This is a genomic window from Pseudomonas sp. GQ91 (genome assembly GCF_059758795.1).
Genome location: NZ_JCAXED010000002.1, coordinates 211,742 through 233,734, shown reverse-complemented (window position 1 = coordinate 233,734; position 21,993 = coordinate 211,742). Strand labels below are relative to the sequence as shown.

The 21,993-nt window shown below is 58.5% G+C and carries 19 protein-coding genes; 12 read left to right on the top strand and 7 right to left on the bottom strand.

The annotated features are described in order from the left end of the window. Window positions 1–27 precede the first annotated feature (27 nt). From AC6CIA_RS03235 to AC6CIA_RS03220, 4 genes are all read right to left on the bottom strand, one after another. Window positions 28–1,422 carry an OprD family porin gene (locus tag AC6CIA_RS03235; RefSeq protein ID WP_498310591.1) on the bottom strand — a complete coding sequence of 465 codons (1,395 nt, stop codon included), beginning with the start codon at window positions 1,420–1,422 and terminating at the stop codon, window positions 28–30. A 168-nt stretch (window positions 1,423–1,590) separates the two neighbouring features. After that, entirely contained in the window at window positions 1,591–3,195 is a 1,605-nt protein-coding gene (locus tag AC6CIA_RS03230) for an ABC transporter substrate-binding protein (protein ID WP_339528951.1), read from the bottom strand. 303 nt (window positions 3,196–3,498) lie between these two features. Further along, window positions 3,499–5,124 carry an ABC transporter substrate-binding protein gene (locus AC6CIA_RS03225; RefSeq protein ID WP_498310589.1) on the bottom strand — a complete coding sequence of 542 codons (1,626 nt, stop codon included), beginning with the start codon at window positions 5,122–5,124 and terminating at the stop codon, window positions 3,499–3,501. A gap of 835 nt (window positions 5,125–5,959) precedes the next feature. Next, window positions 5,960–6,676, bottom strand: coding sequence for an SIMPL domain-containing protein (locus tag AC6CIA_RS03220; RefSeq protein WP_498310588.1), 717 nt, complete (start codon window positions 6,674–6,676; stop codon window positions 5,960–5,962). A gap of 224 nt (window positions 6,677–6,900) precedes the next feature. On the opposite strand from AC6CIA_RS03220, the gene AC6CIA_RS03215 reads away from it, so the two are divergent. The 3 genes from AC6CIA_RS03215 to AC6CIA_RS03205 all read left to right on the top strand — a co-directional run bounded on the left by AC6CIA_RS03215 (window position 6,901) and on the right by AC6CIA_RS03205 (window position 10,524). Further along, entirely contained in the window at window positions 6,901–8,163 is a 1,263-nt protein-coding gene (locus AC6CIA_RS03215; RefSeq protein ID WP_498310587.1) for an ATP-binding protein, read from the top strand. Further along, window positions 8,156–8,716 (top strand): response regulator transcription factor, encoded by a 561-nt coding sequence (locus tag AC6CIA_RS03210; protein WP_084376341.1) that lies wholly within the window; start codon window positions 8,156–8,158, stop codon window positions 8,714–8,716. Before AC6CIA_RS03215 ends, AC6CIA_RS03210 begins: the two co-directional genes overlap by 8 nt. Before the next feature lie 89 nt (window positions 8,717–8,805). After that, complete coding sequence (locus tag AC6CIA_RS03205; RefSeq protein WP_498310585.1) at window positions 8,806–10,524, top strand: ABC transporter ATP-binding protein/permease; 1,719 nt, start codon at window positions 8,806–8,808, stop codon at window positions 10,522–10,524. Between the two features lie 201 nt (window positions 10,525–10,725). Here the strand turns inward: AC6CIA_RS03205 and AC6CIA_RS03200 are convergent, their stop codons facing one another. After that, window positions 10,726–11,163, bottom strand: coding sequence for a Z-ring associated ZapG family protein (locus AC6CIA_RS03200; protein WP_084376340.1), 438 nt, complete (start codon window positions 11,161–11,163; stop codon window positions 10,726–10,728). Between the two features lie 147 nt (window positions 11,164–11,310). On the opposite strand from AC6CIA_RS03200, the gene AC6CIA_RS03195 reads away from it, so the two are divergent. From AC6CIA_RS03195 to zapE, 3 genes are all read left to right on the top strand, one after another. Then, window positions 11,311–11,940 (top strand): alpha/beta hydrolase, encoded by a 630-nt coding sequence (locus AC6CIA_RS03195; protein WP_498310584.1) that lies wholly within the window; start codon window positions 11,311–11,313, stop codon window positions 11,938–11,940. A gap of 24 nt (window positions 11,941–11,964) precedes the next feature. Continuing rightward, window positions 11,965–13,320: a tryptophan--tRNA ligase gene (locus AC6CIA_RS03190; RefSeq protein ID WP_498310583.1), complete on the top strand. Its 1,356-nt coding sequence runs from the start codon at window positions 11,965–11,967 to the stop codon at window positions 13,318–13,320. Between the two features lie 79 nt (window positions 13,321–13,399). Beyond that, window positions 13,400–14,494: a cell division protein ZapE gene (gene zapE / locus AC6CIA_RS03185; RefSeq protein ID WP_498310582.1), complete on the top strand. Its 1,095-nt coding sequence runs from the start codon at window positions 13,400–13,402 to the stop codon at window positions 14,492–14,494. Window positions 14,495–14,624: 130 nt separating this feature from the next. Here zapE and AC6CIA_RS03180 read toward each other — a convergent pair whose 3' ends face one another. Continuing rightward, window positions 14,625–15,521: a GlxA family transcriptional regulator gene (locus AC6CIA_RS03180; protein ID WP_339529019.1), complete on the bottom strand. Its 897-nt coding sequence runs from the start codon at window positions 15,519–15,521 to the stop codon at window positions 14,625–14,627. Between the two features lie 244 nt (window positions 15,522–15,765). On the opposite strand from AC6CIA_RS03180, the gene AC6CIA_RS03175 reads away from it, so the two are divergent. Then, window positions 15,766–16,902, top strand: a complete 1,137-nt coding sequence (locus AC6CIA_RS03175; protein WP_498310581.1) for an acyl-CoA dehydrogenase family protein — start codon at window positions 15,766–15,768, stop codon at window positions 16,900–16,902. A 112-nt stretch (window positions 16,903–17,014) separates the two neighbouring features. On the opposite strand, the gene AC6CIA_RS03170 is transcribed toward AC6CIA_RS03175, so the two are convergent. Continuing rightward, the gene (locus AC6CIA_RS03170; RefSeq protein WP_498310580.1) at window positions 17,015–18,055 is read right to left on the bottom strand and encodes an NADP(H)-dependent aldo-keto reductase; all 1,041 of its coding nucleotides are present in this window, start codon (window positions 18,053–18,055) and stop codon (window positions 17,015–17,017) included. A 248-nt stretch (window positions 18,056–18,303) separates the two neighbouring features. Here AC6CIA_RS03170 and rplM point away from each other — a divergent pair, with 248 nt between their 5' ends. The 5 genes from rplM to AC6CIA_RS03145 all read left to right on the top strand — a co-directional run bounded on the left by rplM (window position 18,304) and on the right by AC6CIA_RS03145 (window position 21,990). After that, window positions 18,304–18,732, top strand: a complete 429-nt coding sequence (rplM, locus tag AC6CIA_RS03165) for a 50S ribosomal protein L13 (protein WP_029291908.1) — start codon at window positions 18,304–18,306, stop codon at window positions 18,730–18,732. Between the two features lie 14 nt (window positions 18,733–18,746). Further along, window positions 18,747–19,139 (top strand): 30S ribosomal protein S9, encoded by a 393-nt coding sequence (gene rpsI / locus AC6CIA_RS03160; RefSeq protein WP_002555064.1) that lies wholly within the window; start codon window positions 18,747–18,749, stop codon window positions 19,137–19,139. 267 nt (window positions 19,140–19,406) lie between these two features. Continuing rightward, window positions 19,407–20,000: a ubiquinol-cytochrome c reductase iron-sulfur subunit gene (gene petA, locus AC6CIA_RS03155; protein ID WP_339528941.1), complete on the top strand. Its 594-nt coding sequence runs from the start codon at window positions 19,407–19,409 to the stop codon at window positions 19,998–20,000. Then, a complete protein-coding gene (locus AC6CIA_RS03150; protein ID WP_084376333.1) occupies window positions 20,000–21,211 on the top strand; it encodes a cytochrome b in 1,212 nt (403 codons plus the stop codon). The genes petA and AC6CIA_RS03150 overlap by 1 nt, the downstream gene beginning before the upstream one ends. Further along, window positions 21,211–21,990 carry a cytochrome c1 gene (locus AC6CIA_RS03145; protein WP_498310579.1) on the top strand — a complete coding sequence of 260 codons (780 nt, stop codon included), beginning with the start codon at window positions 21,211–21,213 and terminating at the stop codon, window positions 21,988–21,990. The genes AC6CIA_RS03150 and AC6CIA_RS03145 overlap by 1 nt, the downstream gene beginning before the upstream one ends. Window positions 21,991–21,993 lie beyond the last annotated feature (3 nt).

Sequence of the window (21,993 nt, the reverse complement as noted above, 5' to 3'; positions counted from 1 at the left end):
CCGAGCCCGCCGTTTACCTGGTGCTGATTAAAGAATGTTGAACGGGATGGTGGTTACCAGGCGGAACTCTTTGATGCTGCCGTCGGACTGGTTCGCGCTGCCACGGTGTTCCACGTAGGTGGCACGGATCGCGGTTTCCTTGAGCGGGCCGCTCTGTACCGCGTAACCGGCACCGACGCCGTATTCCTGGTGCTTCTCGCCGTCCTGGGACTGAATGCCATCGTAGGCGAATTGCGCGCGGCCACCGTTACCGGTGTAGTGCGTGCCGTCGATGCCCCAGCCGCGAGCGGAGTAGATGTTGAACTTCAGGCCCGGTACGCCGTATTCGGCCATGTTGATGGCGTAGGCGACCTGGAAGGACTTCTCGTTCGGGCCGTTGAAGTCGGACGTCAGGGAGTTGGCCAGGTAGATGCCGTTGGTTTCGTGCAGGTAGTCGAAGTACTCGTTACCGTTCACGGCCTGGTAGGAGAAGGTCAGGCTGTGGGCTTGGTGAGCCAGGCCGAGGGACAGGGAGAAGGTATCGTTGTCGATTTCCCCCATCAGCTTTTTGCCTTCATCGACGGTTTTGTAGTAGTTGAAACCGGTGGTCAGTGCCAGCTCTTGGCTATCACCCAGTTGGTGGGTGGCACCGAAGTAGTACTGGTTCCAGAAGTCCTTGACGTTGGCGCCGAAGAAGCTGGTTTTCAGGCTTTTGAACGGCTGGTAGTTCAAGCCGGCGGTGTAGACCTTGTCGGTCTCGGCGCCATTGCCGTATTCGGTACGGAATTTCGACAGGCTCTGTTCGGTACGCGGCGAGACGCGGTCAAAAATGCCGCCCTGGAACGACAGGTTGCTGAATTCCTGGCTGTCGATGCTTACGCCCTGGAAGCTTGATGGCAGCGCACGGTTGCCGATGGTGTCGACGATGCCGCTGCTGAAGTTCTGGCGACCGGCGGTCAAGGTGGTGTTCGAGACGCGGAACTTGACGTTGGCCAGGCCCAGCTTGCTCCACTGGTCTACGGCATCGCCGTTGGAGTCAGCCAGGGTGCGGTTGGAACCGCCTTTGATGTCACGTTTGCTGCGGTCCAGAACCAGGGCGTTGTACACCGCCACTTCGGTGCTTACGCCGACGGTGCCTTGGGTAAAGCCCGAGGTTGCGTTGATGATGGTGCCTTGAACCCAGTTTTCACGGCGACGGTCGGTAACGGTTTGACCGTGCTTCTGATAGGAGAAGGTACCGCCCCGGTACTTCTGCTCATTGGAATACCAGTTACGCGTTTGACCGCCCAGGCTGAAATCCTCGATGAAGCCGTTGGCTCCACTCTGGGCGTTGGCGCTGGCCAACGTGGTCGGTACGAATTCCTGGCTTGCAGGTTCAGCATAGGCGGTTGCCGTGATGCTGCTGATGGCCAGGGCCAGAAGCGCTTTGCTGCTCAATTTCATTGGTGAAGCTCCTTTGGTTCTCTTTTTTATGCCGGTCTTTTTAGGTGGACCGGCTATTGGTTTGGAACTCTTTTCAGCAATGCAAACGTTTGCCTTTTGTAAAATGTCGAATTAAGGCTGCACGTTTGCAGGAGAGACAGCTTCGCTCTCCGCAATCCGGTTATTTTCTTATGGGGTGATACTGACGCCCGAGAACACGTTGCGGCCGAAGGGGCTCACCTTGAAACCTTCGACTTTGGCGCTCAGTGGCTGGTTGACGGTGGAGTGGGCGATTGGCGTGATCGGCACCTGCTGCTTGAGCAGTTGCTGCGCCTGCTTGTACAGAACCGTGCGTTGTTCGCGGTCGGTGACGACCTTGGCCTGCTTGATCAGCTTGTCGTACGCCGGGTCACACCACATGGAGTAGTTGTTCCCGCCGATGGCATCGCAGCTGTAGAGCGTGCCGAGCCAGTTGTCCGGGTCACCGTTGTCGCCGGTCCAGCCGATCAGGCTGACATCGTGTTCGCCGTTCTTGGTGCGTTTGATGTACTCGCCCCATTCATAGCTGACGATCTTGACCTTGAGGCCGATCTTGGCCCAGTCGTTCTGCAGCATCTCGGCCATCAGCTTGGCGTTGGGGTTATACGGACGTTGCACCGGCATGGCCCACAGCGTGATCTCGGTACCTTCCTTCACGCCGGCGGCCTTGAGCAGTTCCTTGGCTTTTTCCGGGTTGTAGGCCGCATCCTTGATGGTGTCGTCGTAGGACCATTGAGTCGGCGGCATGGCGTTGACCGCCAGTTGCCCCGCACCCTGATACACCGCGTCCAGGATGCTTTGCTTGTTCACCGCCATGTCCAGGGCCTGGCGCACTTCGAGCTGGTCGAAGGGTTTGTGCCGCACGTTGTAGGAGATGTAGCCGAGGTTGAAGCCGGGCTTGGTCAGCAGTTGCAGTTTCGGGTCGGCCTTGAGGGCTTCGACATCGGCCGGGCGCGGATGCAGGGTGACCTGGCATTCGTTGGCCTTGAGCTTCTGCACGCGCACCGAGGCGTCGGTGTTGATGGCGAAAATCAGTTGGTCGAGCTTGACCCGGCTCGGGTCCCAATACTGTTTGTTGGCGATATAGCGGATCTGCGAGTCTTTCTGGTAACGCTGGAATACGAACGGCCCGGTGCCGATCGGCTTTTGGTTGATGTCGCTGGGCTTGCCGGTCTTGAGCAAATGCTCGGCGTATTCGGCCGATAGAATCGCGGCGAAGCTCATCGCGATATTCTGGATAAACGCAGCATCCACCGTGTTCAACGTCATCACCACGGTGTGCGGGTCGGTTTTTTCGACCTTGGCGATGTTCTTGTTCAGGCTCATCCCGTTGAAGTATGGAAACTCGGTGGGGTAGGCCTTACGGAACGGGTGGTCGGCGTCGAGCATGCGGTTGAAGGTGAACAACACGTCGTCGGCGTTGAAGTCGCGCGTCGGCTTGAAGTCCTTGTTGCTGTGGAATTTCACCCCTTCACGCAGATGGAAGGTGTAGGTCAGACCGTCTGGCGAAATATCCCACTTGGTTGCCAACGCCGGTACGACACCGGTTTCGCCTTTTTCAAACTCAACCAGACGGTTGTAGAGCGGCTCAGCCGCATCGTTGTCGGTGGCGGTGGTGTACTGCGCGGTGTCGAACCCGGCCGGGCTGCCTTCGGAGCAAAACACCAGGCTCTTCTTCTCGGCCGCCTGGCCCAGCGAGGCCACGGCCAGCAGGCCGGTGCCGAATATCGCGGATAGAACGGTGGTATGGCGCATGACGATCCCCAATCCATTTTTATCATTTTCGTCAGTGAGCAGTTGCCATGTCCCACAAGACATGGAAATAACACTGATCCCTTCTCAGCAGATGCCATGCTGGCAATGCGTCTCTGCCCTCCCCGACACTAGGGGCCGAGGGGTGGGCGGTAAATGCGCAGAACCAGACAAACCTTGTAGGGCTCGGACGGTACATTTGCAGTCATCTGCTGTAGGACAGCAGCAGTCGCGAATGTAGGTCGGCTCCTTGGGTCTTGGCGGATGCAATAACGGCGACGTTATGAACGTCGCCGTCAATGGTCCTTACTTGCTGACGCTCACGCCGTAGAACGAATTCAAGCCAAACGGGCTGATCTTGAAGTCGTGCACGGTGTTGCGCATGGGTTGATACACCGTCGAGTGCGCGATAGGTGTCATCGGGACGGCGTCTTTGAGGATGTGTTGCGCCTGTTTGTACAGTTCGGTGCGCTTGGCGACATCCGAGGTAGCCTTGGCTTCTTTCACGATGCCATCGAATTTCTTGTCACACCATTTCGAGAAGTTGTTGCCGGCCAGGGAGTCGCAGCCGAACAGTACGTTCAGCCAGTTGTCCGGGTCACCATTGTCGCCGCTCCAGCCAATGATCATGGCCTGGTTCTCACCGCCTTTGGAGCGCTTGATGTACTCGCCCCACTCATAGCTGACGATGTTGACCTTCAAGCCGATCTGCTTCCAGTCGTTTTGCAGCATCTCGGCCATCAGCTTGGCATTGGGGTTGTAAGGACGTTGAACCGGCATGGCCCACAAGGTGATCTCGGTACCTTCCTTGACGCCGGCTTCCTTGAGCAGTTCCTTGGCTTTTGCCACGTCGTGCGGGGCATCCTTGATGGTTTCATCATAGGACCACTGGGTCGGCGGCATGGCGTTGACCGCCAGTTGGCCCGCGCCCTGGTAGACCGAGTCGATGATCTGCTGCTTGTTCACCGAAATGTCCAGGGCCTGGCGGACTCGCAGGTCAGCCAATGGGTTCTGCGCGGTCTGGCCCTTGAGTACAGGCATGACGTTGTAGGCGATGTAACCCAGGTTGAAACCGGCCTGGTGCGGCATTTTCAGGCTTTTGTCTGCTTCCAGCGCCTTGAGGTCGGCTGGACGCGGAAAGAGGGTGACCTGGCATTCGTTCTTCTTGAGCTTCTGGATACGCACCGATGGGTCAGTGGTGATGGCGAAGATCAGGTTGTCGATCTTGACGTCATCAGGCTTCCAGTAGTCCTTGTTGGCGGTGAAACGGATGTTGGAGTCTTTCTGGTAGCTCTTGAAAACAAACGGGCCAGTGCCGACAGGCTTCTGGTTGATGTCCTGGGGCTTACCTTCCTTCAACAGCTGGGCGGCGTACTCAGCCGACTGTATAGAAGCGAAGCTCATGGCCAGGTTCTGGATGAAAGCCGCGTCCACGGTGCCAAGGGTGAACTTGACAGTGTGGTCGTCGATTTTCTCGATGTTCTTGATATTGGTGTCCATCCCCATGTCCGTGAAGTACGGGAACTCGGTGGGGTAGGCCTTACGGAACGGATCGTCTTTGTTGATCATCCGGTTGAAGGTGAACAGTACGTCGTCAGCCGAGAATTCACGAGTAGGCTTGAAGTACGGGGTGGTATGGAACTTGACGCCTTCGCGCAGGTGGAAGGTATACGTCAGGCCATCTTCGGACACGTCCCATTTGGTGGCCAAGCCAGGAATCACGGCGGTGCCGCCGCGCTCGAACTGGCTAAGACGGTTGAACATGGTTTCGGCCGAGGCATCGAAGTCTGTTCCGGTGGTGTACTGGCCTGGATCGAAACCGGCCGGGCTCCCTTCGGAGCAGAACACCAGATTAGTCGCCGCTTGGGCGAAAGGTGCAGCGGCCATTAAACCGGCGCTGACTAAAAACGGAATGACTGCGTGTTTAAGCATGTTGGCCTCATGATTTGTTGTCATTTTTGGTAGTGAGGGCGACCTCGTGAGTCGACCTGCGGATACTTATGCAGGCCCCATACCCATTGCAAGATGTTGATAGGCTACAAATCCTAAACAGTGGTACGAACGTACAAGAATGTCGCATTCGTATAACTTTCTACACAAAATCGTGTTTTTTGCGGTTTTTTCCGGTGCGCGACATGCACCTGAAGTGCTCAGTAGAGCGGTTCTGTGCACCTTGCTGGGGCGCGGCTGTTACTTAATCAGACTCGCGACAACGAACCTGGACAGTCCGCACGCGCTGATCTGGAAGTGCTGGACGTCTGGAGGGGCGGGCGGGAAAACCGCCAATGCTTGAACAGGCTCAGTAGGCTGTTGTTTTTAAAGTTGTTTTAAGAAATCTGATACCACTTGGCGGGGCGTGGCGATTGACCTTGATTTGACTTGCCGTCGCGCTTTCCTGGACGTCGGTTGAGGTTTTTTCAGCGGCGCGCTGCTATCGACTGCAGCACAACGGCGGGGCACGCCGAACCTGTTATTCAGCGCATCGCTGATCGCCGATGACGCCCTGATTTACGGCGTTCCCGCCGACAGGCGGGTCGCGGGATTGACGGGGCTGTGCATGACGAAGGTCCGCAGGCTGGTGGTGATACCCAGTGCAACCGCTGCTTCTTTTGGTAGCGCCCGGGCCTCGCGCGCATTCCAGAGCGTTTGCTGAATATTTGTACGATAAGACCACTGGCCTGCGGCGGAACATTCAGCGCCAATCGTCCGACGCTACGCAAAAAAAAGGCGGTCACCTGGGTGACCGCCATTGCCTACCCGTTTGGGGTCAAGGCAGTTGGACTTCGATCACGCCGTCGGCGCTCATGCTGACCTGACTGGTGCCTGCCTCGACTTGCGGCGTCGGCGCTGAATCCATGGCTTCAGCTTTCATCATCATGGCGCCGCCACGGGCGTAGGGTTGTGGATAACCGTTGGTGTTGAAGTTCAGGTTGACAATCTTGTAACCCTTGCCGCCCAACGCATCGGTGGCCAGTTGCGCGCGCGCCTTGAACGCGTTGACCGCTTCCTTGAGCAGGGCGTCTTCGCTGGCCTTGCGGGTCGGGTTGGCGATGGCGAAGTCCATGCTGTCCATCTTCAGGGTGCCGAGCATTTCCCCGGTGAGCTTGGACAGCGCGGCAAAGTCCGAGCTTTCCAGGCGCAGCTCGGCGCGTTCACGCCAGCCGGTGATCTTCTGGTTTTTGTTGTCGTAGATCGGGTAGCTGTTGCGGCTGCCCTGGCGCAAGGTGATGCCTTTGACTTCGCGGGCCTGGGCCAGCGCCTTGTTCATGGACGTGGTGATCTCGGCGGCCAGCTTGCCCGGATCAGTGTTCTGGGCCTCGGTGTAAAGCGTGACGATCATCTGGTCACGAGCCACTTCCTGGCTGACTTCGGCCCGCAGGGAAATCTGGTTGTAATGCAGCGTGTCGGCCGCCAGCGCGGGCAGGCTGGCGACGGTGCCCATGCCAAGGGCGATAAGGGCGGCACTGCGAGTGAAACGAGTCATGGAAGCTCCTTGATGTGATCGTGTTCGGTAAGACTGTAGACGGGTGGGTCGGGTTCATCGGGTTACAAACTCTCTACACTTGAGTAAGGTGCCGACGAACGGTCAAAACTGACCTTCCATTCATCCGTGCATGACCTGCGTCAAAGAGCCACACGCGGGCTGCCTGTACTGTTGCTTCGTTTATACTCGGTGCGATCCGCCTGGAGCGCTCATCAGGAGAGCTCATGCTCGCCCCTCTGCAATTGACTTCCGCCACTCGCCAGAACCTCTGGCGCCTGACGTTTATCCGAACCCTGGTGCTGGCTGCGCAGGCGGGTTCCGTTGGACTTGCCTACTGGCTCGAGCTGCTGCCATTGCCGTGGCTGCAATTGGCCGTGACCCTGGCCTTTTCCACCGTGTTGTGTGTGTTCACTGCGATTCGCCTGCGTACTACCTGGCCGGTGACCGAACTGGAATACGCTCTGCAACTGGCCTGTGACTTGTTTATCCACAGCGTGCTGTTGTATTTCTCCGGTGGCTCGACCAATCCTTTTGTTTCCTACTATCTGGTGCCGCTGACCATTGCCGCCGTGACGCTGCCATGGCGCTATTCGGTGGTGTTGTCGGGCATCGCGCTCACGCTGTACACCCTGCTGCTGGCACAGTTCTACCCGTTGCAGACCTTCCCTATCGCCCGTGAGAATCTGCAGATCTACGGCATGTGGCTGAGTTTTGCGCTGGCGGCCGCGGTGATCACGTTCTTCGCCGCCCGCATGGCGGAAGAGTTGCGACGCCAGGAAGAACTGCGTGCCATTCGCCGCGAAGAAGGCTTGCGCGACCAGCAGTTGCTGGCGGTCGCGACCCAGGCCGCGGGCGCGGCGCATGAGCTGGGCACACCGCTGGCGACCATGAGCGTGTTGCTCAAGGAGATGCGCCAGGATCACCATGATCCGGCGCTGCAAGACGATCTCGGGGTGCTGCAGGAGCAGGTCAAGCAGTGCAAGCAGACTTTGCAGCAACTGGTGCGTGCCGCCGAAGCCAATCGTCGCCTGGCGGTGGATATGCAAGACGTCACGCAATGGCTGGATGAGGCGCTGAACCGCTGGCACCTGATGCGGCCTGAAGCCAGTTACCGTTTTCAACTGCTGGGGCAGGGTACGGTGCCGCGCATGGCGCCACCGCCGGACTTGACCCAGGCGTTGCTGAACCTGTTGAACAACGCCGCCGACGCCTGCCCGGAGGGGCTGGAAGTGCAATTGGACTGGGATGCGGAAAATCTCACCATCAGCATTCGCGACCACGGCGCCGGTGTGCCGCTGGCCATTGCCGAACAAATCGGCAAGCCATTCTTTACTACCAAGGGCAAAGGTTTCGGCCTGGGCCTGTTTTTGAGCAAGGCCAGCGTGACTCGCGCCGGCGGCTCCGTGAAACTTTACCCCCATGAGGAAGGCGGCACGCTCACCGAGCTGCGCCTGCCCCGTGTCGTCCGAGGAGACATCGATGAGTGACGAGATCCAAGTCGAAGGCGAAGAACTGCCGCACCTGTTGCTGGTAGATGACGACGCTACCTTTACCCGGGTCATGGCTCGGGCCATGAGCCGACGCGGTTTTCGCGTCAGCACGGCGAGTTCGGCCGAGGAAGGCCTGACCATCGCCCAGGCCGACCTGCCGGATTACGCCGCGCTGGACCTGAAAATGGACGGTGACTCCGGACTGGTGCTGTTGCCCAAGCTGCTCGAGCTGGACCCGGAAATGCGTGTGCTGATCCTCACGGGTTATTCCAGCATCGCCACCGCTGTCGAAGCGATCAAGCGCGGCGCCTGCAACTACCTGTGCAAGCCGGCTGATGCCGATGATGTCCTGGCCGCGCTGCTGTCCGAGCATGCCGACCTGGATACCCTGGTGCCGGAAAACCCGATGTCGGTCGATCGCTTGCAGTGGGAGCATATCCAGCGCGTGCTGACCGAGCATGAAGGCAATATCTCCGCCACCGCCCGCGCCCTGGGCATGCACCGCCGAACCTTGCAGCGCAAGTTGCAGAAGCGTCCGGTACGTCGCTGAACGGCAGCTGAACAACTTGCTTCAGGCTGCGCGGAGCGCCGGGCCGATCCTCTATGATCGGTCCGATACGCTCCAGCAGGGTCTGAAACATGAGTCAGAACGCCGAGTACTCCGCGGTCAACGATGCGGTGCGTGGGCGATTTTTTCGCCGGGTCTGGCAGATGGTCGCGCCGTATTGGCGCAGTGAAGAGAAGGCCAGAGCCTGGGGGTTGTTGCTGGCGGTGATTGCCCTGTCGCTGTTCAGCGTGGCGATTTCGGTGTGGATCAACCACTGGTACAAAGACTTCTACAACGCCCTGGAAAAAAAGGACACGGCGGCGTTCTGGCAACTGATCGGCTATTTCGCAATGATTGCCGTGGTGGCGATCCTGGGAGCGGTTTACCGCCTCTACCTGACGCAGATGTTGACGATCCGCTGGCGGGCCTGGTTGACCGAAAAACACTTCGCACGCTGGCTGGGGGCCAAAAACTACTATCAGTTGGAGCAGGGCGGTTATACCGATAACCCGGACCAGCGGATTTCCGAAGATATCAACAGTTTTACCAGCAACACCCTGGGGCTGGGACTTGGGCTGCTGCGCAATGTGGTCAGCCTGGTGTCGTTCTCGATCATTCTCTGGGGCGTATCCGGCAGCATCGAGGTCTACGGCTTCAGCATTCCCGGCTATATGTTCTGGTGCGCGCTGGTCTACGCAGTCGTCGGCAGTGGGTTGACCCATTTGATTGGTCGCAGGCTGATCGGGTTGAGCAACCAGCAGCAACGTTTTGAGGCGGACCTGCGTTTTTCCATGGTGCGCATCCGCGAAAATGCCGAAAGTATCGCGCTGTACAACGGCGAGCCTAATGAAAACCAGCGTTTGAGCGAGCGGTTCGGCAAGGTCTGGCACAACTTCTGGGACATCATGAAAGTGTCCAAGCGCCTGACATTCTTTACCGCCGGATACAGCCAGATTGCGATCATCTTTCCGTTTATCGTGGCCGCTCCGCGTTATTTCTCCGGCACGATCGAGCTGGGGGAGCTGATGCAAATCAATTCGGCATTTGGCAACGTCCAGGAAAATTTCAGCTGGTTTATCAGCGCGTATTCAGACCTTGCCGGTTGGCGGGCCACCTGTGACCGTCTGCTGAGTTTCCAGCAAGCCATGCGCGACAACGAACGACGCGCACCCGCCATCGAGGTGCAGGTTCAAGGCAGCGAATTGGTCATTCAGGACCTGGGGCTGGACCTGGCCGATGGGCGCCAGTTGCTGGGTACTGCCCACCTGACGGTGCAACCGGGACAGCGCCTGATGCTTGGCGGCCGCTCCGGCAGTGGCAAAAGTACGTTGCTGCGTGCGATGGGGCGACTGTGGCACGATGGTCATGGGACTATCCGTTTGCCGGCGGCGCGTTATCTGTTCCTGCCGCAAAAGCCGTACTTGCCGATTGGCTCATTGCGTGAGGTATTGAGTTATCCACAGCCTGGCGAGACCTATCCCGCGCAACGTTATGCACAGGTCCTGGAAACCTGTCGCTTGTCGCACCTGATTCCCCGGCTGGACGAGGCCAATCACTGGCAGCGTCTGTTGTCGCCGGGTGAACAGCAGCGCCTGGGGTTTGCCCGTGCGCTGTTATTCGCACCGCACTGGCTGTACATGGATGAAGCCACCTCGGCGATGGACGAGGAGGACGAAGCGATGCTGTATCAAGCGCTGATCGACGGCTTGCCGGGGGTGAGTATCGTCAGCGTCGGCCATCGCAGCAGTCTCAAGCGTTTTCATGGGCGACAGGTGCGGATAGCGCACGGGCAGTTGCTTGAGCAAACGTAAGGTCTGACTCCTTCGTAGATACCGTCTTGAACGTGGCCGGGCAAGCTCGACAGCTGTTACGGGATGACGTATGGCTCGAGATTTGCGCTTGCTCGGCAAGATTCAAGACGGTATCTACGGGGGGTAAGCTGGTGCTGGCGGGGGCAATAAAAAGCCCGGCTGATCAGCGATCAGCCGGGCTTTTGTATCGCTTGAAGCGACTTACTTCTTCAAGCCGTAATGCTCATCCAGCATGCCAGGGGCATTGGGCGTCTTGGGCGCGTAGTCCCGAGGCGGCTCCTGATTCTCACGCGGCGGCGTCAGGCGTTCGCGTGGCGTTTGCACCGCATCGGAATGCAACGCAGCCAGCAGGCGCTGACGGGTGATGTCGTCCAGGGCCAGACGGTTGGCGCCCTCGGCGAGATGATCCTGTACTTCCTGATAGCTCTGGGTGAGCTTTTTCACCAGGGTCGCGGTGCTGTTGAAGTGGGTAACAACCTCGTTCTGATAACTGTCAAAACGTTCCTGAATGTCATCCAGCTGACGCTGCGTGCGGTTAGGCGCGGCATTCGGCAGCAGGCGAGCAACCAGGAATCCAATGGCGACACCGGCAACCAGGGCAAGAGTCGGCAACAACCAAACTAAGAGCGAGTGTTCCACGAGTCCTTCCTCTATAAACGGCTTTGCTTTACGTTAACGGCTCGGACCTGCGCTGTATACCGCGATTAAGCTCGCAATGATGCCATGCACAGACTTTTAGCTAGACGAGTCGACCCCTTGAGAGGTCACGGAGTTCCTTCCTTGCTGATGCGTGAAACCCCCGTTTTGATCGATGGCCCGGTAGGCCAACTCGAAGCCCTGTACCTGGATCACCCCGAGCCGCGTGGCCTGGCGCTGATCTGTCACCCTAACCCGGTGCAGGGTGGAACCATGCTTAACAAAGTGGTTTCGACCCTGCAACGTACCGCGCGTGATGCCGGTATGATCACCTTGCGTTTTAATTACCGTGGCGTTGGCGCCAGTGCCGGTACCCACGACATGGCCAGCGGTGAAGTGGATGATGCCGAAGCGGCGGCGACCTGGTTGCGTGAAAAACACCCGGACTTGCCGATCACCCTGCTGGGGTTTTCCTTCGGCGGATTTGTTGCAGCAAGTCTCGGTGGTCGCCTGGAGGCCAAGGGTGAGCCACTCAATCACCTGTTCATGGTGGCGGCGGCGGTGATGCGCCTGCGCGATACCGACGTGCTTCCTCAAGGTTGCCCGTTGACCCTGATCCAACCCGAAACCGACGAAGTGGTCGACCCGCAGGCCGTCTACGACTGGTCCGCGGCCTTGAATCGCCCCCATGAGCTGCTGAAAGTGGCAGAATGCGGGCACTTTTTTCATGGCAAGCTCACCGATCTCAAGGATCTGGTGTTGCCACGCCTTTCGAATTGATAGCAGTCTGACAAGCGATTACCCATGACGACTCGTACCCGTATCCTCACCGGCATCACTACCACCGGCACGCCGCACCTGGGCAACTACGCCGGCGCCATCCGCCCGGCGATCCTCGCCAGCCAGGATGCCAATGCCGATTCGTTCTACTTCCTGGCCGACTATCACGCCCTGATCAAGTGCGATGACCCGCAGCGCATCCAGCGCTCGCGCATGGAAATCGCCGCCACCTGGCTGGCGGGTGGCCTGGATGTGAACCGGGTGACCTTCTATCGTCAGTCGGACATCCCGCAAATCCCGGAGCTGAGCTGGCTGCTGACCTGTGTGGCGGCCAAGGGCCTGCTCAATCGTGCCCACGCCTACAAGGCGTCCGTGGACAAGAACCTGGAAAACGGTGACGACCCGGATGCGGGGATCAGCATGGGCCTGTACAGCTACCCGGTGTTGATGGCGGCGGATATCCTGATGTTCAACGCGCACAAAGTGCCGGTCGGTCGCGACCAGATCCAGCACGTGGAAATGGCCCGTGATATCGGCCAGCGCTTCAATCACCTGTTCGGCAATGGCAAAGAGTTCTTCACCATGCCCGAAGCGCTGATCGAAGAAAGCGTCGCCACCTTGCCGGGCCTGGATGGCCGCAAGATGTCCAAGAGCTACGACAACACCATCCCGTTGTTCACCAGTGCCAAGGACATGAAGGACGCTATCTCGCGGATCGTTACCGACTCCCGCGCGCCGGGCGAGGCGAAAGATCCGGACAGCTCGCACCTGTTCACGCTGTACGAAGCGTTTGCCAGCAAGGCCGAGGAACAACAACTGCGCAATGAACTGCTCGACGGCCTGGGTTGGGGCGAGGCGAAGAACCGCCTGTTCCAACTGCTCGACGGTCAATTGGGTGAAGCCCGTGAGCGTTATCACCAGTTGATGTCGCGTCCGTCAGACATGGAAGACCTGCTGCTGGTCGGGGCCAGAAAAGCCCGGGCCGTCGCCGCTCCGTTCCTCCAGGAGCTGCGTGAAGCGGTGGGCCTGCGTTCGTTCGTCAACCAGACCAGCGTTGCTGCCAGCAGCAAGAAAAAAGCCGTGAAAGCGCCACGTTTTGTCAGCTTCCGCGAAGACGACGGCAGTTTCCGTTTCCGTCTGCTGGCCGCCGACGGCGAGCAACTGCTGCTGTCACGGCATTTTGCCGACGGTAAAGCGGCGGGCGCGGTGACCAAGCAATTGCAGTCCGGCCAAGCGCTGGATGTGCGCAGTGAGGTGCTGGGCTTCAGTGTCTGGCTGGACGGTGCGTGTGTGGCCGATAGCCCGGCATTCGCCGACAGCGCCGCGCGGGATGCCGCCATTGAAGCTTTGCGCGTGGCGCTGACTCCCGTCGAGGACTGACCCGACCAAGGGTTGATTGCCATTATCCGGGGCCGTCGTTACAGTGACGGCCCGTTTTTGTTGCCTTGCTAACGAAATTATGACGCCCCTAGAACGATATCAAGCTGATCTGAAACGCCCCGACTTCTTCCATGATGCTGCCCAGGAAACGGCGGTGCGTCATTTGCAGCGCCTGTACGAGGACTTGGTCGCGGCCTCGCAAAGCAAGCCGGGGATGCTCAGCAAGCTGTTTGGCAAGAAAGACCAGACGCCGGTCAAGGGCCTGTATTTCTGGGGTGGCGTGGGCCGGGGCAAGACCTATCTGGTCGACACCTTCTTTGAGGCGCTGCCGTTCAAGGAAAAGTCGCGCACGCATTTCCACCGCTTCATGAAGCGCGTCCACGAAGAGATGAAGACCCTGCACGGCGAGAAGAACCCGCTGACGATCATCGCCAAGCGTTTTGCCCAAGAGGCGCGGGTGATCTGTTTCGATGAGTTCTTCGTTTCCGACATCACCGACGCGATGATTCTCGGCACGTTGATGGAAGAGTTGTTCAAGAACGGCGTGACCCTGGTGGCCACGTCGAACATCGTGCCGGACGGCCTGTACAAGGATGGCCTGCAACGTGCGCGTTTCCTGCCGGCGATTGCACTGATCAAGCAGAACACCGACATCGTCAACGTCGACAGCGGCGTGGATTACCGTCTGCGTCACTTGGAACAAGCAGAACTGTTCCACTTCCCGCTCGACGAAACGGCGCATGAAAGCCTGCGCAAGAGCTTTCGCGCGCTGACGCCGGAGTGCACTCAGGCGGTGGAAAACGATGTGTTGATCATCGAGAATCGCGAGATTCGGGCGCTGCGCACCTGTGATGACGTGGCCTGGTTCGACTTTCGCGAACTGTGCGACGGCCCACGCAGCCAGAACGACTACATCGAACTGGGCAAGATCTTCCATGCGGTGATCTTGAGTGGCGTCGAGCAGATGAGCGTCACCACCGACGACATCGCCCGACGGTTCATCAACATGGTCGATGAGTTCTATGACCGTAACGTCAAGCTGATCATCTCGGCCGAAGTCGAACTCAAGGACCTCTATACCGGCGGTCGCTTGAACTTCGAATTCCAGCGGACCTTAAGTCGCTTGCTGGAAATGCAGTCCCACGAATTCCTCTCGCGGGCGCACAAACCCTAAGCCACGCTGATCCAAATGTGGGAGCGGGCTTGCTCGCGATGACGGTGCAGCAGTCGACTTATTCGTTAACTGGCCCACCGCTATCGCGAGCAAGCCCGCTCCCACATTTGTTTACCGTGCTGGTCCTTGGTTACGCGGCTTGTTGGAACTGCTGCCGATACTGGTTCGGTGACAGGTCCGTGTGCTGCCTGAACAGGCGCGCAAAGAAGCTCGCATCGTCGTAACCCACCTCATAGCTGATGGTCTTGATGCTTTTACGGCTGCCGGAAAGCAGGCCCTTGGCTGTCTCGATGCGCAAGCGTTGCAGGTAGTGCAGGGGCTTGTCGCCCGTAGCGGTCTGGAAGCGGCGCATGAAGTTGCGGATGCTCATGCCGTGTTCCCGTGCCACGTCTTCGAAGCGGAACTTGTCGGCGAAATGCTCTTCGAGCCAGTGCTGGATTTGCAGGATGATCACGTCCTGGTGCAGTTTCTGCCCGCCAAAGCCGATGCGCCCTGGCGCGTAATTGCGCTGAACTTCGTAAAGAATGTCGCGGGCCACGGCCTGGGCGATGTTCGCGCCGCAGAAACGTTCGATCAGGTAGATATAGAGGTCGCAGGCCGAGGTGGTGCCGCCGGCGCAATAGAGGTTGTCAGCGTCGGTCAGGTGCTTGTCCTGGTTGAGCTGGACCTTGGGAAAGCGTTCGCTGAAGGCGTTGAAGAAACGCCAGTAGGTGGTCGCCTCCTTGCCATTCAACAGGCCGGCTTCGGCGAGCCAGAAAACACCGGTGGCTTCACCGCATAACACCGCGCCTCGAGCGTGTTGTTCACGCAGCCAGGGCAGGATCTGCGGGTAGCGTTTGCACAGCGTATCGAAATCGTCCCAGAACGCCGGCAACACGATGATGTCGGCGTTTTCCAGGGCGCCGTCCACCGGCATGATCACATCGCTGAAGCTGCACACCGGTAGCCCGTCGGGGCTGACCAGGCGGGTTTCAAAGGCTGGCGTGAGGCCCAGGCCTTGCTGTTTGCCGTAGCGCAGGCTGGCCAGGTGGAAGAAATCCTTGGCTTGCATGAGGGTTGAAGCGAAGACCCGATCAATGGCCAAAATGCTGACGCGCCGCAAGGGCGTGGAGATTTGGTTAGACATAATTTCATTTATTCTTATAGGGGAAAGTGGTCACCAGACGGCTGGATCGTCTTATTTTTTGTCGCATGTGTCCAGTGTCCTGTGTCGGCCATGCCGCTTAGGCTCTGTGATCTTGTTTTTGTCCGACAATCCAGGCAGGTGACCCATGATTCCCAGAACCTTGTTCAGTTCGGAGCACGAGCTTTTCCGCCAAAGCGTGCGCACGTTCCTCGAAAAAGACGCAGCGCCGTTCCATGGGCAATGGGAAAAACAGGGGCATATTGATCGCGCGCTGTGGAGCAAGGCGGGGGAGGCGGGGATGCTTTGCTCTCATCTGCCGGAAGAATACGGTGGCCTTGGTGCAGACTTTCTCTACAGCACGGTGGTGATCGAGGAGATCGGTCGCCTGGGGCTGACCGGGATCGGCTTCTCGCTGCACTCGGACATTGTTGCGCCGTACATCCTGCATTACGGCAGCGAGGCGCTGAAGCACAAGTACCTGCCCAGGTTGGTCTCCGGCGAGATGGTCACGGCCATCGCCATGACCGAGCCCGGCGCCGGATCTGATCTGCAAGGGGTCAAGACCACTGCGCTGCTGGAGGGCGACGAGTATGTGATCAACGGCTCCAAGACCTTTATCACCAATGGCTTTCTGGCGGATCTGGTGATTGTGGTGGCCAAGACCGATCCCAAGGCTGGCGCCAAGGGCACCAGCCTGTTTCTGGTTGAGGCCGATACACCGGGCTTCGCCAAGGGCAAGCGCCTGGAGAAGGTCGGAATGAAGGCCCAGGACACCTCCGAACTGTTCTTCCAGGATGTGCGCGTGCCCAAGGAAAATCTGTTGGGGCAGGCCGGCATGGGCTTCGCTTACCTCATGCAGGAGTTGCCCCAGGAGCGTTTGACGGTGGCGATCGGGGCCTTGGCTTCGGCCGAAGCGGCCTTGCAATGGACCCTGGACTACACCCGCGAGCGCAAGGCGTTTGGCAAGGCGATCGCCGATTTCCAGAACACTCGCTTCAAGCTGGCGGAGATAGCCACCGAAGTGCAGATTGGTCGAGTGTTTGTCGACAAGTGTCTGGAGCTGCACCTGCAAGGCAAGCTGGATGTGCCCACGGCGGCGATGGCCAAGTACTGGACCACTGACCTGCAATGCAAGGTGCTGGATGAGTGCGTGCAGTTGCACGGCGGCTACGGTTTCATGTGGGAATACCCGATTGCGCGGGCGTGGGCGGATGCACGGGTGCAGCGGATTTATGCGGGGACCAACGAAATCATGAAGGAGATCATTGCGCGGGCGCTTTGAATCTTCAGTGTTTTTGAGGGCGCCATCGCGAGCAAGCCCGCTCCCACATTTTGATTTGTGAATACCGTCAAATGTGGGAGCGGGCTTACTCGCGATGGGGCTTACAGATCAATCAAGGCGCCGGATTCGGATGAGCCTTCTGAATCGCTTCAATCCCTTCCAGCACTTCTTTCGACAGCTTCAGATCAACGCTGGCGATATTGCTGTCGAGTTGCTCCAGCGTGGTGGCGCCGATGATATTGCTGGTCACGAACGGTTGTTGCGTCACGAACGCCAGGGCCATTTGCGCCGGGTCCAGGCCGTGTTCCCGGGCCAGGGCGACATAGCGGCTGCACGCTGCTTCTGACTGCGGATTGAAGTAACGGCTGAAGCGACTGTACAGGCTCAAGCGTCCACCCGCAGGGCGCGCGCCCCCTTCGTACTTGCCACTGAGCATGCCGAACGCCAGCGGCGAATAGGCCAGCAGGCCACACTGTTCGCGAATGGCGATTTCCGCCAGGCCGACCTCAAAGCTGCGGTTGAGCAGGTTGTAGGGGTTCTGGATCGACACGGCGCGGGTCCAGCCTCGGGCTTCGGCCAGCGCGAGGAACTTCATGGTGCCCCACGGGGTTTCGTTGGACAGGCCGATGTGGCGGATCTTGCCGGCCTTGACCTGTTCGTCGAGGGCTTCGAGGGTTTCCTCCAGTGGCGTCAGGTCCGGTTCGTCCTTGTGCCTGTAGCTCAGTTGTCCGAAGAAATTGGTGCTGCGCTCCGGCCAGTGCAACTGGTAAAGGTCGATCCAGTCGGTTTGCAGACGCTTGAGGCTGGCGTCCAGGGCGTCGACGATATGCTTGCGATTGTGCTTGAGGTGGCCGTCGCGAATATGGTCGATGGTATTGCCGGGGCCCGCGATCTTGCTGGCGAGGACCCAGTCGGCACGGTCGCCACGGCTTTTGAAGTAGTTGCCGATATAACGCTCGGTGGTGGCGTAGGTCTCCGGCTTGGGCGGTACCGGGTACATTTCGGCGGTGTCGAGGAAGTTGATGCCTGCGGCTTTGGCCCGTTCAATCTGGGCAAAGGCCTCTGCCTCGCTGTTCTGCTCACCCCAGGTCATGGTTCCGAGACAGATCGCGCTTACATTCAGATCGGTCCGGCCCAGCTGTCGATAATCCATCGGGTGCTCCTTCGGGGAAAACAATCATAAAAGCAGGTTGAATTTTTTTTCGCAATCTGCATAATTGCCCACCTCTTTCTGCAGTGGAAGTGATGCGCCGTCTGCCGAAGAATCTTGCCGTTGAACGGACGCGCCGACCCGAGCCCCCGATAGCGTCTGTATCCGGCTGCCTTTGACTTGTCAAAGTACGCACTATTCAGTAAGATCCGCCGTCTAATTTACAGGGCGGCCCCTGAGGCTATTAAAGAATGACAACTTTTACTGCAAAACCAGAAACAGTTCAGCGCGACTGGTTTGTCGTCGACGCCGCTGGTCAGACCCTGGGTCGTCTGGCCACTGAAGTCGCCAGCCGTCTGCGTGGCAAGCACAAGCCTGAGTACACCCCTCACGTTGATACCGGTGACTACATCGTGATCATCAACGCTGAGCAGGTTCGTGTAACCGGCAACAAAGCCAGCGACAAAATGTACTACCGTCACTCCGGTTTCCCAGGCGGTATCAAGTCTTCCAACTTTGAAGGCCTGATTGCCAAGAAGCCTGAAGCCCCGATCGAGATCGCGGTCAAAGGTATGCTGCCGAAGGGCCCACTGGGTCGCGACATGTATCGCAAGCTGAAAGTCTATGCGGGCGCTGCTCACCCTCATGCTGCTCAGCAGCCCCAAGAACTGAAGTTTTAACGGAATAGTTCATTATGTCGGCGACTCAAAATTACGGCACTGGCCGTCGCAAAACCGCAACCGCACGCGTTTTCCTGCGTCCGGGCACTGGTAACATCTCGATCAACAACCGCTCCCTGGACAACTTCTTCGGTCGCGAAACTGCCCGCATGGTAGTTCGTCAGCCGCTGGAATTGACCGAGACCGTTGAAAAGTTCGACATCTACGTCACTGTTATCGGTGGCGGTGTAAGTGGTCAGGCTGGCGCAATCCGCCACGGTATCACTCGCGCTCTGATGCAGTACGACGAAACCCTGCGTGGCGCTCTGCGCAAAGCTGGCTTCGTGACTCGCGATGCTCGTGAAGTTGAACGTAAGAAAGTCGGTCTGCGTAAAGCGCGTAAGCGTCCGCAGTACTCGAAGCGTTAATTCGCTTTTACGTTCCAGAAAACGCCCAGCCTCCTCACGGAGCTGGGCGTTTTTTATTGCCTGCGATTTATCCAGGTTTTTTCGCTGTGACAACTTGCCACATCTGTAGACCCCCTATACTACAAGGCTTGGAGCTTGGGCTCCGGGTAATTACCTTGTCAGAGGTGGGGCTTTTCATTACCATTCGGCAAAATTTTTATAAGTTCAGATTTAATACTTAGTAGACGCCTGATTTAACAGGCCAAAAAGCTGATGGGAGAGGACTGAATGAGCAATGACGGCGTGAATGCAGGCCGGCGTCGCTTCTTGGTAGCAGCCACATCCGTGGTGGGTGCTGCAGGAGCGGTGGGGGCTGCGGTCCCGTTCGTGGGGTCATGGTTTCCCAGTGCCAAGGCGAAAGCCGCAGGTGCACCGGTGAAGGTGAATGTCAGCAAGATCGAGCCAGGCCAGCAGATGATTGCTGAGTGGCGCGGCCAGCCAGTCTTCATCGTTCGTCGTACCGAGGAAATCCTGGGGAATCTGAAGAAGATCGAAGGCCAGTTGTCTGACCCCGAGTCTAAGAATTCCGACCAGCCCGCCTACGCCCAAAACGAAGTGCGTTCGATCAAGCCAGAGATTCTGCTGCTGGTCGGGCTGTGTACCCACCTCGGTTGTTCGCCTACCTTCCGCCCGGAAGTGGCGCCCGTGGACCTGGGCAAAGACTGGGTCGGCGGCTATTTCTGCCCATGCCACGGTTCTCACTACGACCTGGCTGGCCGCGTCTACAAGGCCCAGCCTGCTCCCCTGAACCTGCCAGTCCCGCCGCACAACTACGAATCTGACGACGTTATTGTCATTGGTGTCGATAAGGAGAGCGCGTGATGAGCAAGTTCATGGATTGGGTGGATGCGCGCTTCCCCGCCACCAAGATGTGGGAAGACCATCTCAGCAAGTATTACGCACCGAAGAACTTCAACTTCTTCTACTTTTTTGGCTCGCTGGCCTTGCTGGTGCTGGTCAACCAGATCGTTACCGGTGTCTGGCTGACCATGAGCTATACGCCGTCGGCGGAAGAGGCCTTCGCCTCCGTCGAATACATCATGCGCGACGTCGAGTACGGTTCGATCCTGCGCCTGCTGCACTCCACGGGCGCTTCGGCGTTTTTCATCGTGGTCTATCTGCACATGTTCCGTGGTCTGCTCTACGGGTCGTACCAGAAACCGCGTGAGCTGGTGTGGGTGTTCGGCATGCTGATCTACCTGGCGCTGATGGCCGAAGCCTTCATGGGCTACCTGCTGCCGTGGGGCCAGATGTCCTACTGGGGAGCACAGGTGATCATCTCGCTGTTCGGTGCGATCCCGGTCATCGGCAATGACCTGACCCAATGGATCCGTGGTGACTACCTGATTTCCGGGATCACCCTGAACCGCTTCTTTGCCTTGCATGTGGTGGCCCTGCCGATCGTGATCCTGGGCCTGGTGGTGCTGCATATCCTGGCGCTCCACGAAGTCGGCTCGAACAACCCGGACGGCGTGGACATCAAGAAGCACAAGGACGAGAACGGGATTCCGCTGGACGGCATTCCTTTCCATCCGTACTACACCGTGAAAGATATCGTCGGCGTGGTGGTGTTCTTGTTCGTGTTCTGCTCGATTGTGTTTTTCTTCCCGGAAATGGGCGGCTATTTCCTCGAAAAACCAAACTTTGAACAGGCGAACGCCTTCAAGACGCCGGAACACATCGCCCCGGTCTGGTACTTCACGCCGTTCTACGCGATTTTGCGGGCAATCCCCGACAAGCTCCTGGGCGTAATCGCGATGGGTGCGGCCATTGCCGTGCTGTTCGTGTTGCCGTGGCTTGACCGGAGTCCGGTCAAGTCGATGCGTTACAAAGGCTGGATGAGCAAGATCTGGTTGTGGGTATTCTGCATTTCGTTCGTGATCCTCGGCGTGCTGGGCGTATTGGCGCCGACTCCGGGTCGCACGCTGCTGTCGCAGGTCTGCACCTTCCTGTACTTCGCCTACTTCATTCTGATGCCGTTCTACACCCGGCTCGAGAAGACAAAACCGGTTCCGGAAAGGGTGACTGGCTGATGAAAAAATTATTCGCTGCATTGATTCTTGCTGCCCTGCCGGCCCTGTCGCTTGCCGCCGGTTCAGGCGTGGAACTGGAAAAAGTCGACATCGACGTTTCTGACAAGGCTGCCATGCAAGACGGCGCCCGTACGTTCGCCAACTACTGCATGGGCTGCCACAGCGCCAAGTTCCAGCGTTACGAGCGTGTCGCCGATGACTTGGGAATTCCCCATGAGCTGATGCTCGAGAACCTGGTGTTTACCGGGGCCAAGATCGGCGACCACATGAACATCGGAATGCAATCCGCCGATGCCAAGGCCTGGTTCGGCGCGGCGCCGCCTGACCTGACCCTGGTGGCGCGTGTGCGTGGCACCGATTGGCTGTATGGCTACCTGAAGTCGTTCTACGAAGATCCGACGCGTCCCTGGGGTGTGAACAACAAGGTGTTCCCGAACGTCGGCATGCCTAACGTGCTGGTCGGCCTGCAAGGTCGCCAGGTAATAGGCTGCAAACAGGTGCAGGTCGTTGAAGACGGCAAGAAGCAATATGACCCGTTGACCGGCACGCCTCTGACCCATGAAGCGTGTGATCAACTGACCATCGTGCCCAAGTCCGGTGCGCTGAACGAAGAGCAGTTCGACGAGAAGGTCAAGAACCTGGTGACCTTCCTGGCCTATTCGGCCAACCCGGTGAAGCTGCAGCATCAGCGCATCGGTACCTACGTGTTGCTGTACCTGGCTTTCTTCTTCGTATTCGCCTATTTGCTCAAGCGTGAATACTGGAAGGATGTGCATTGATCC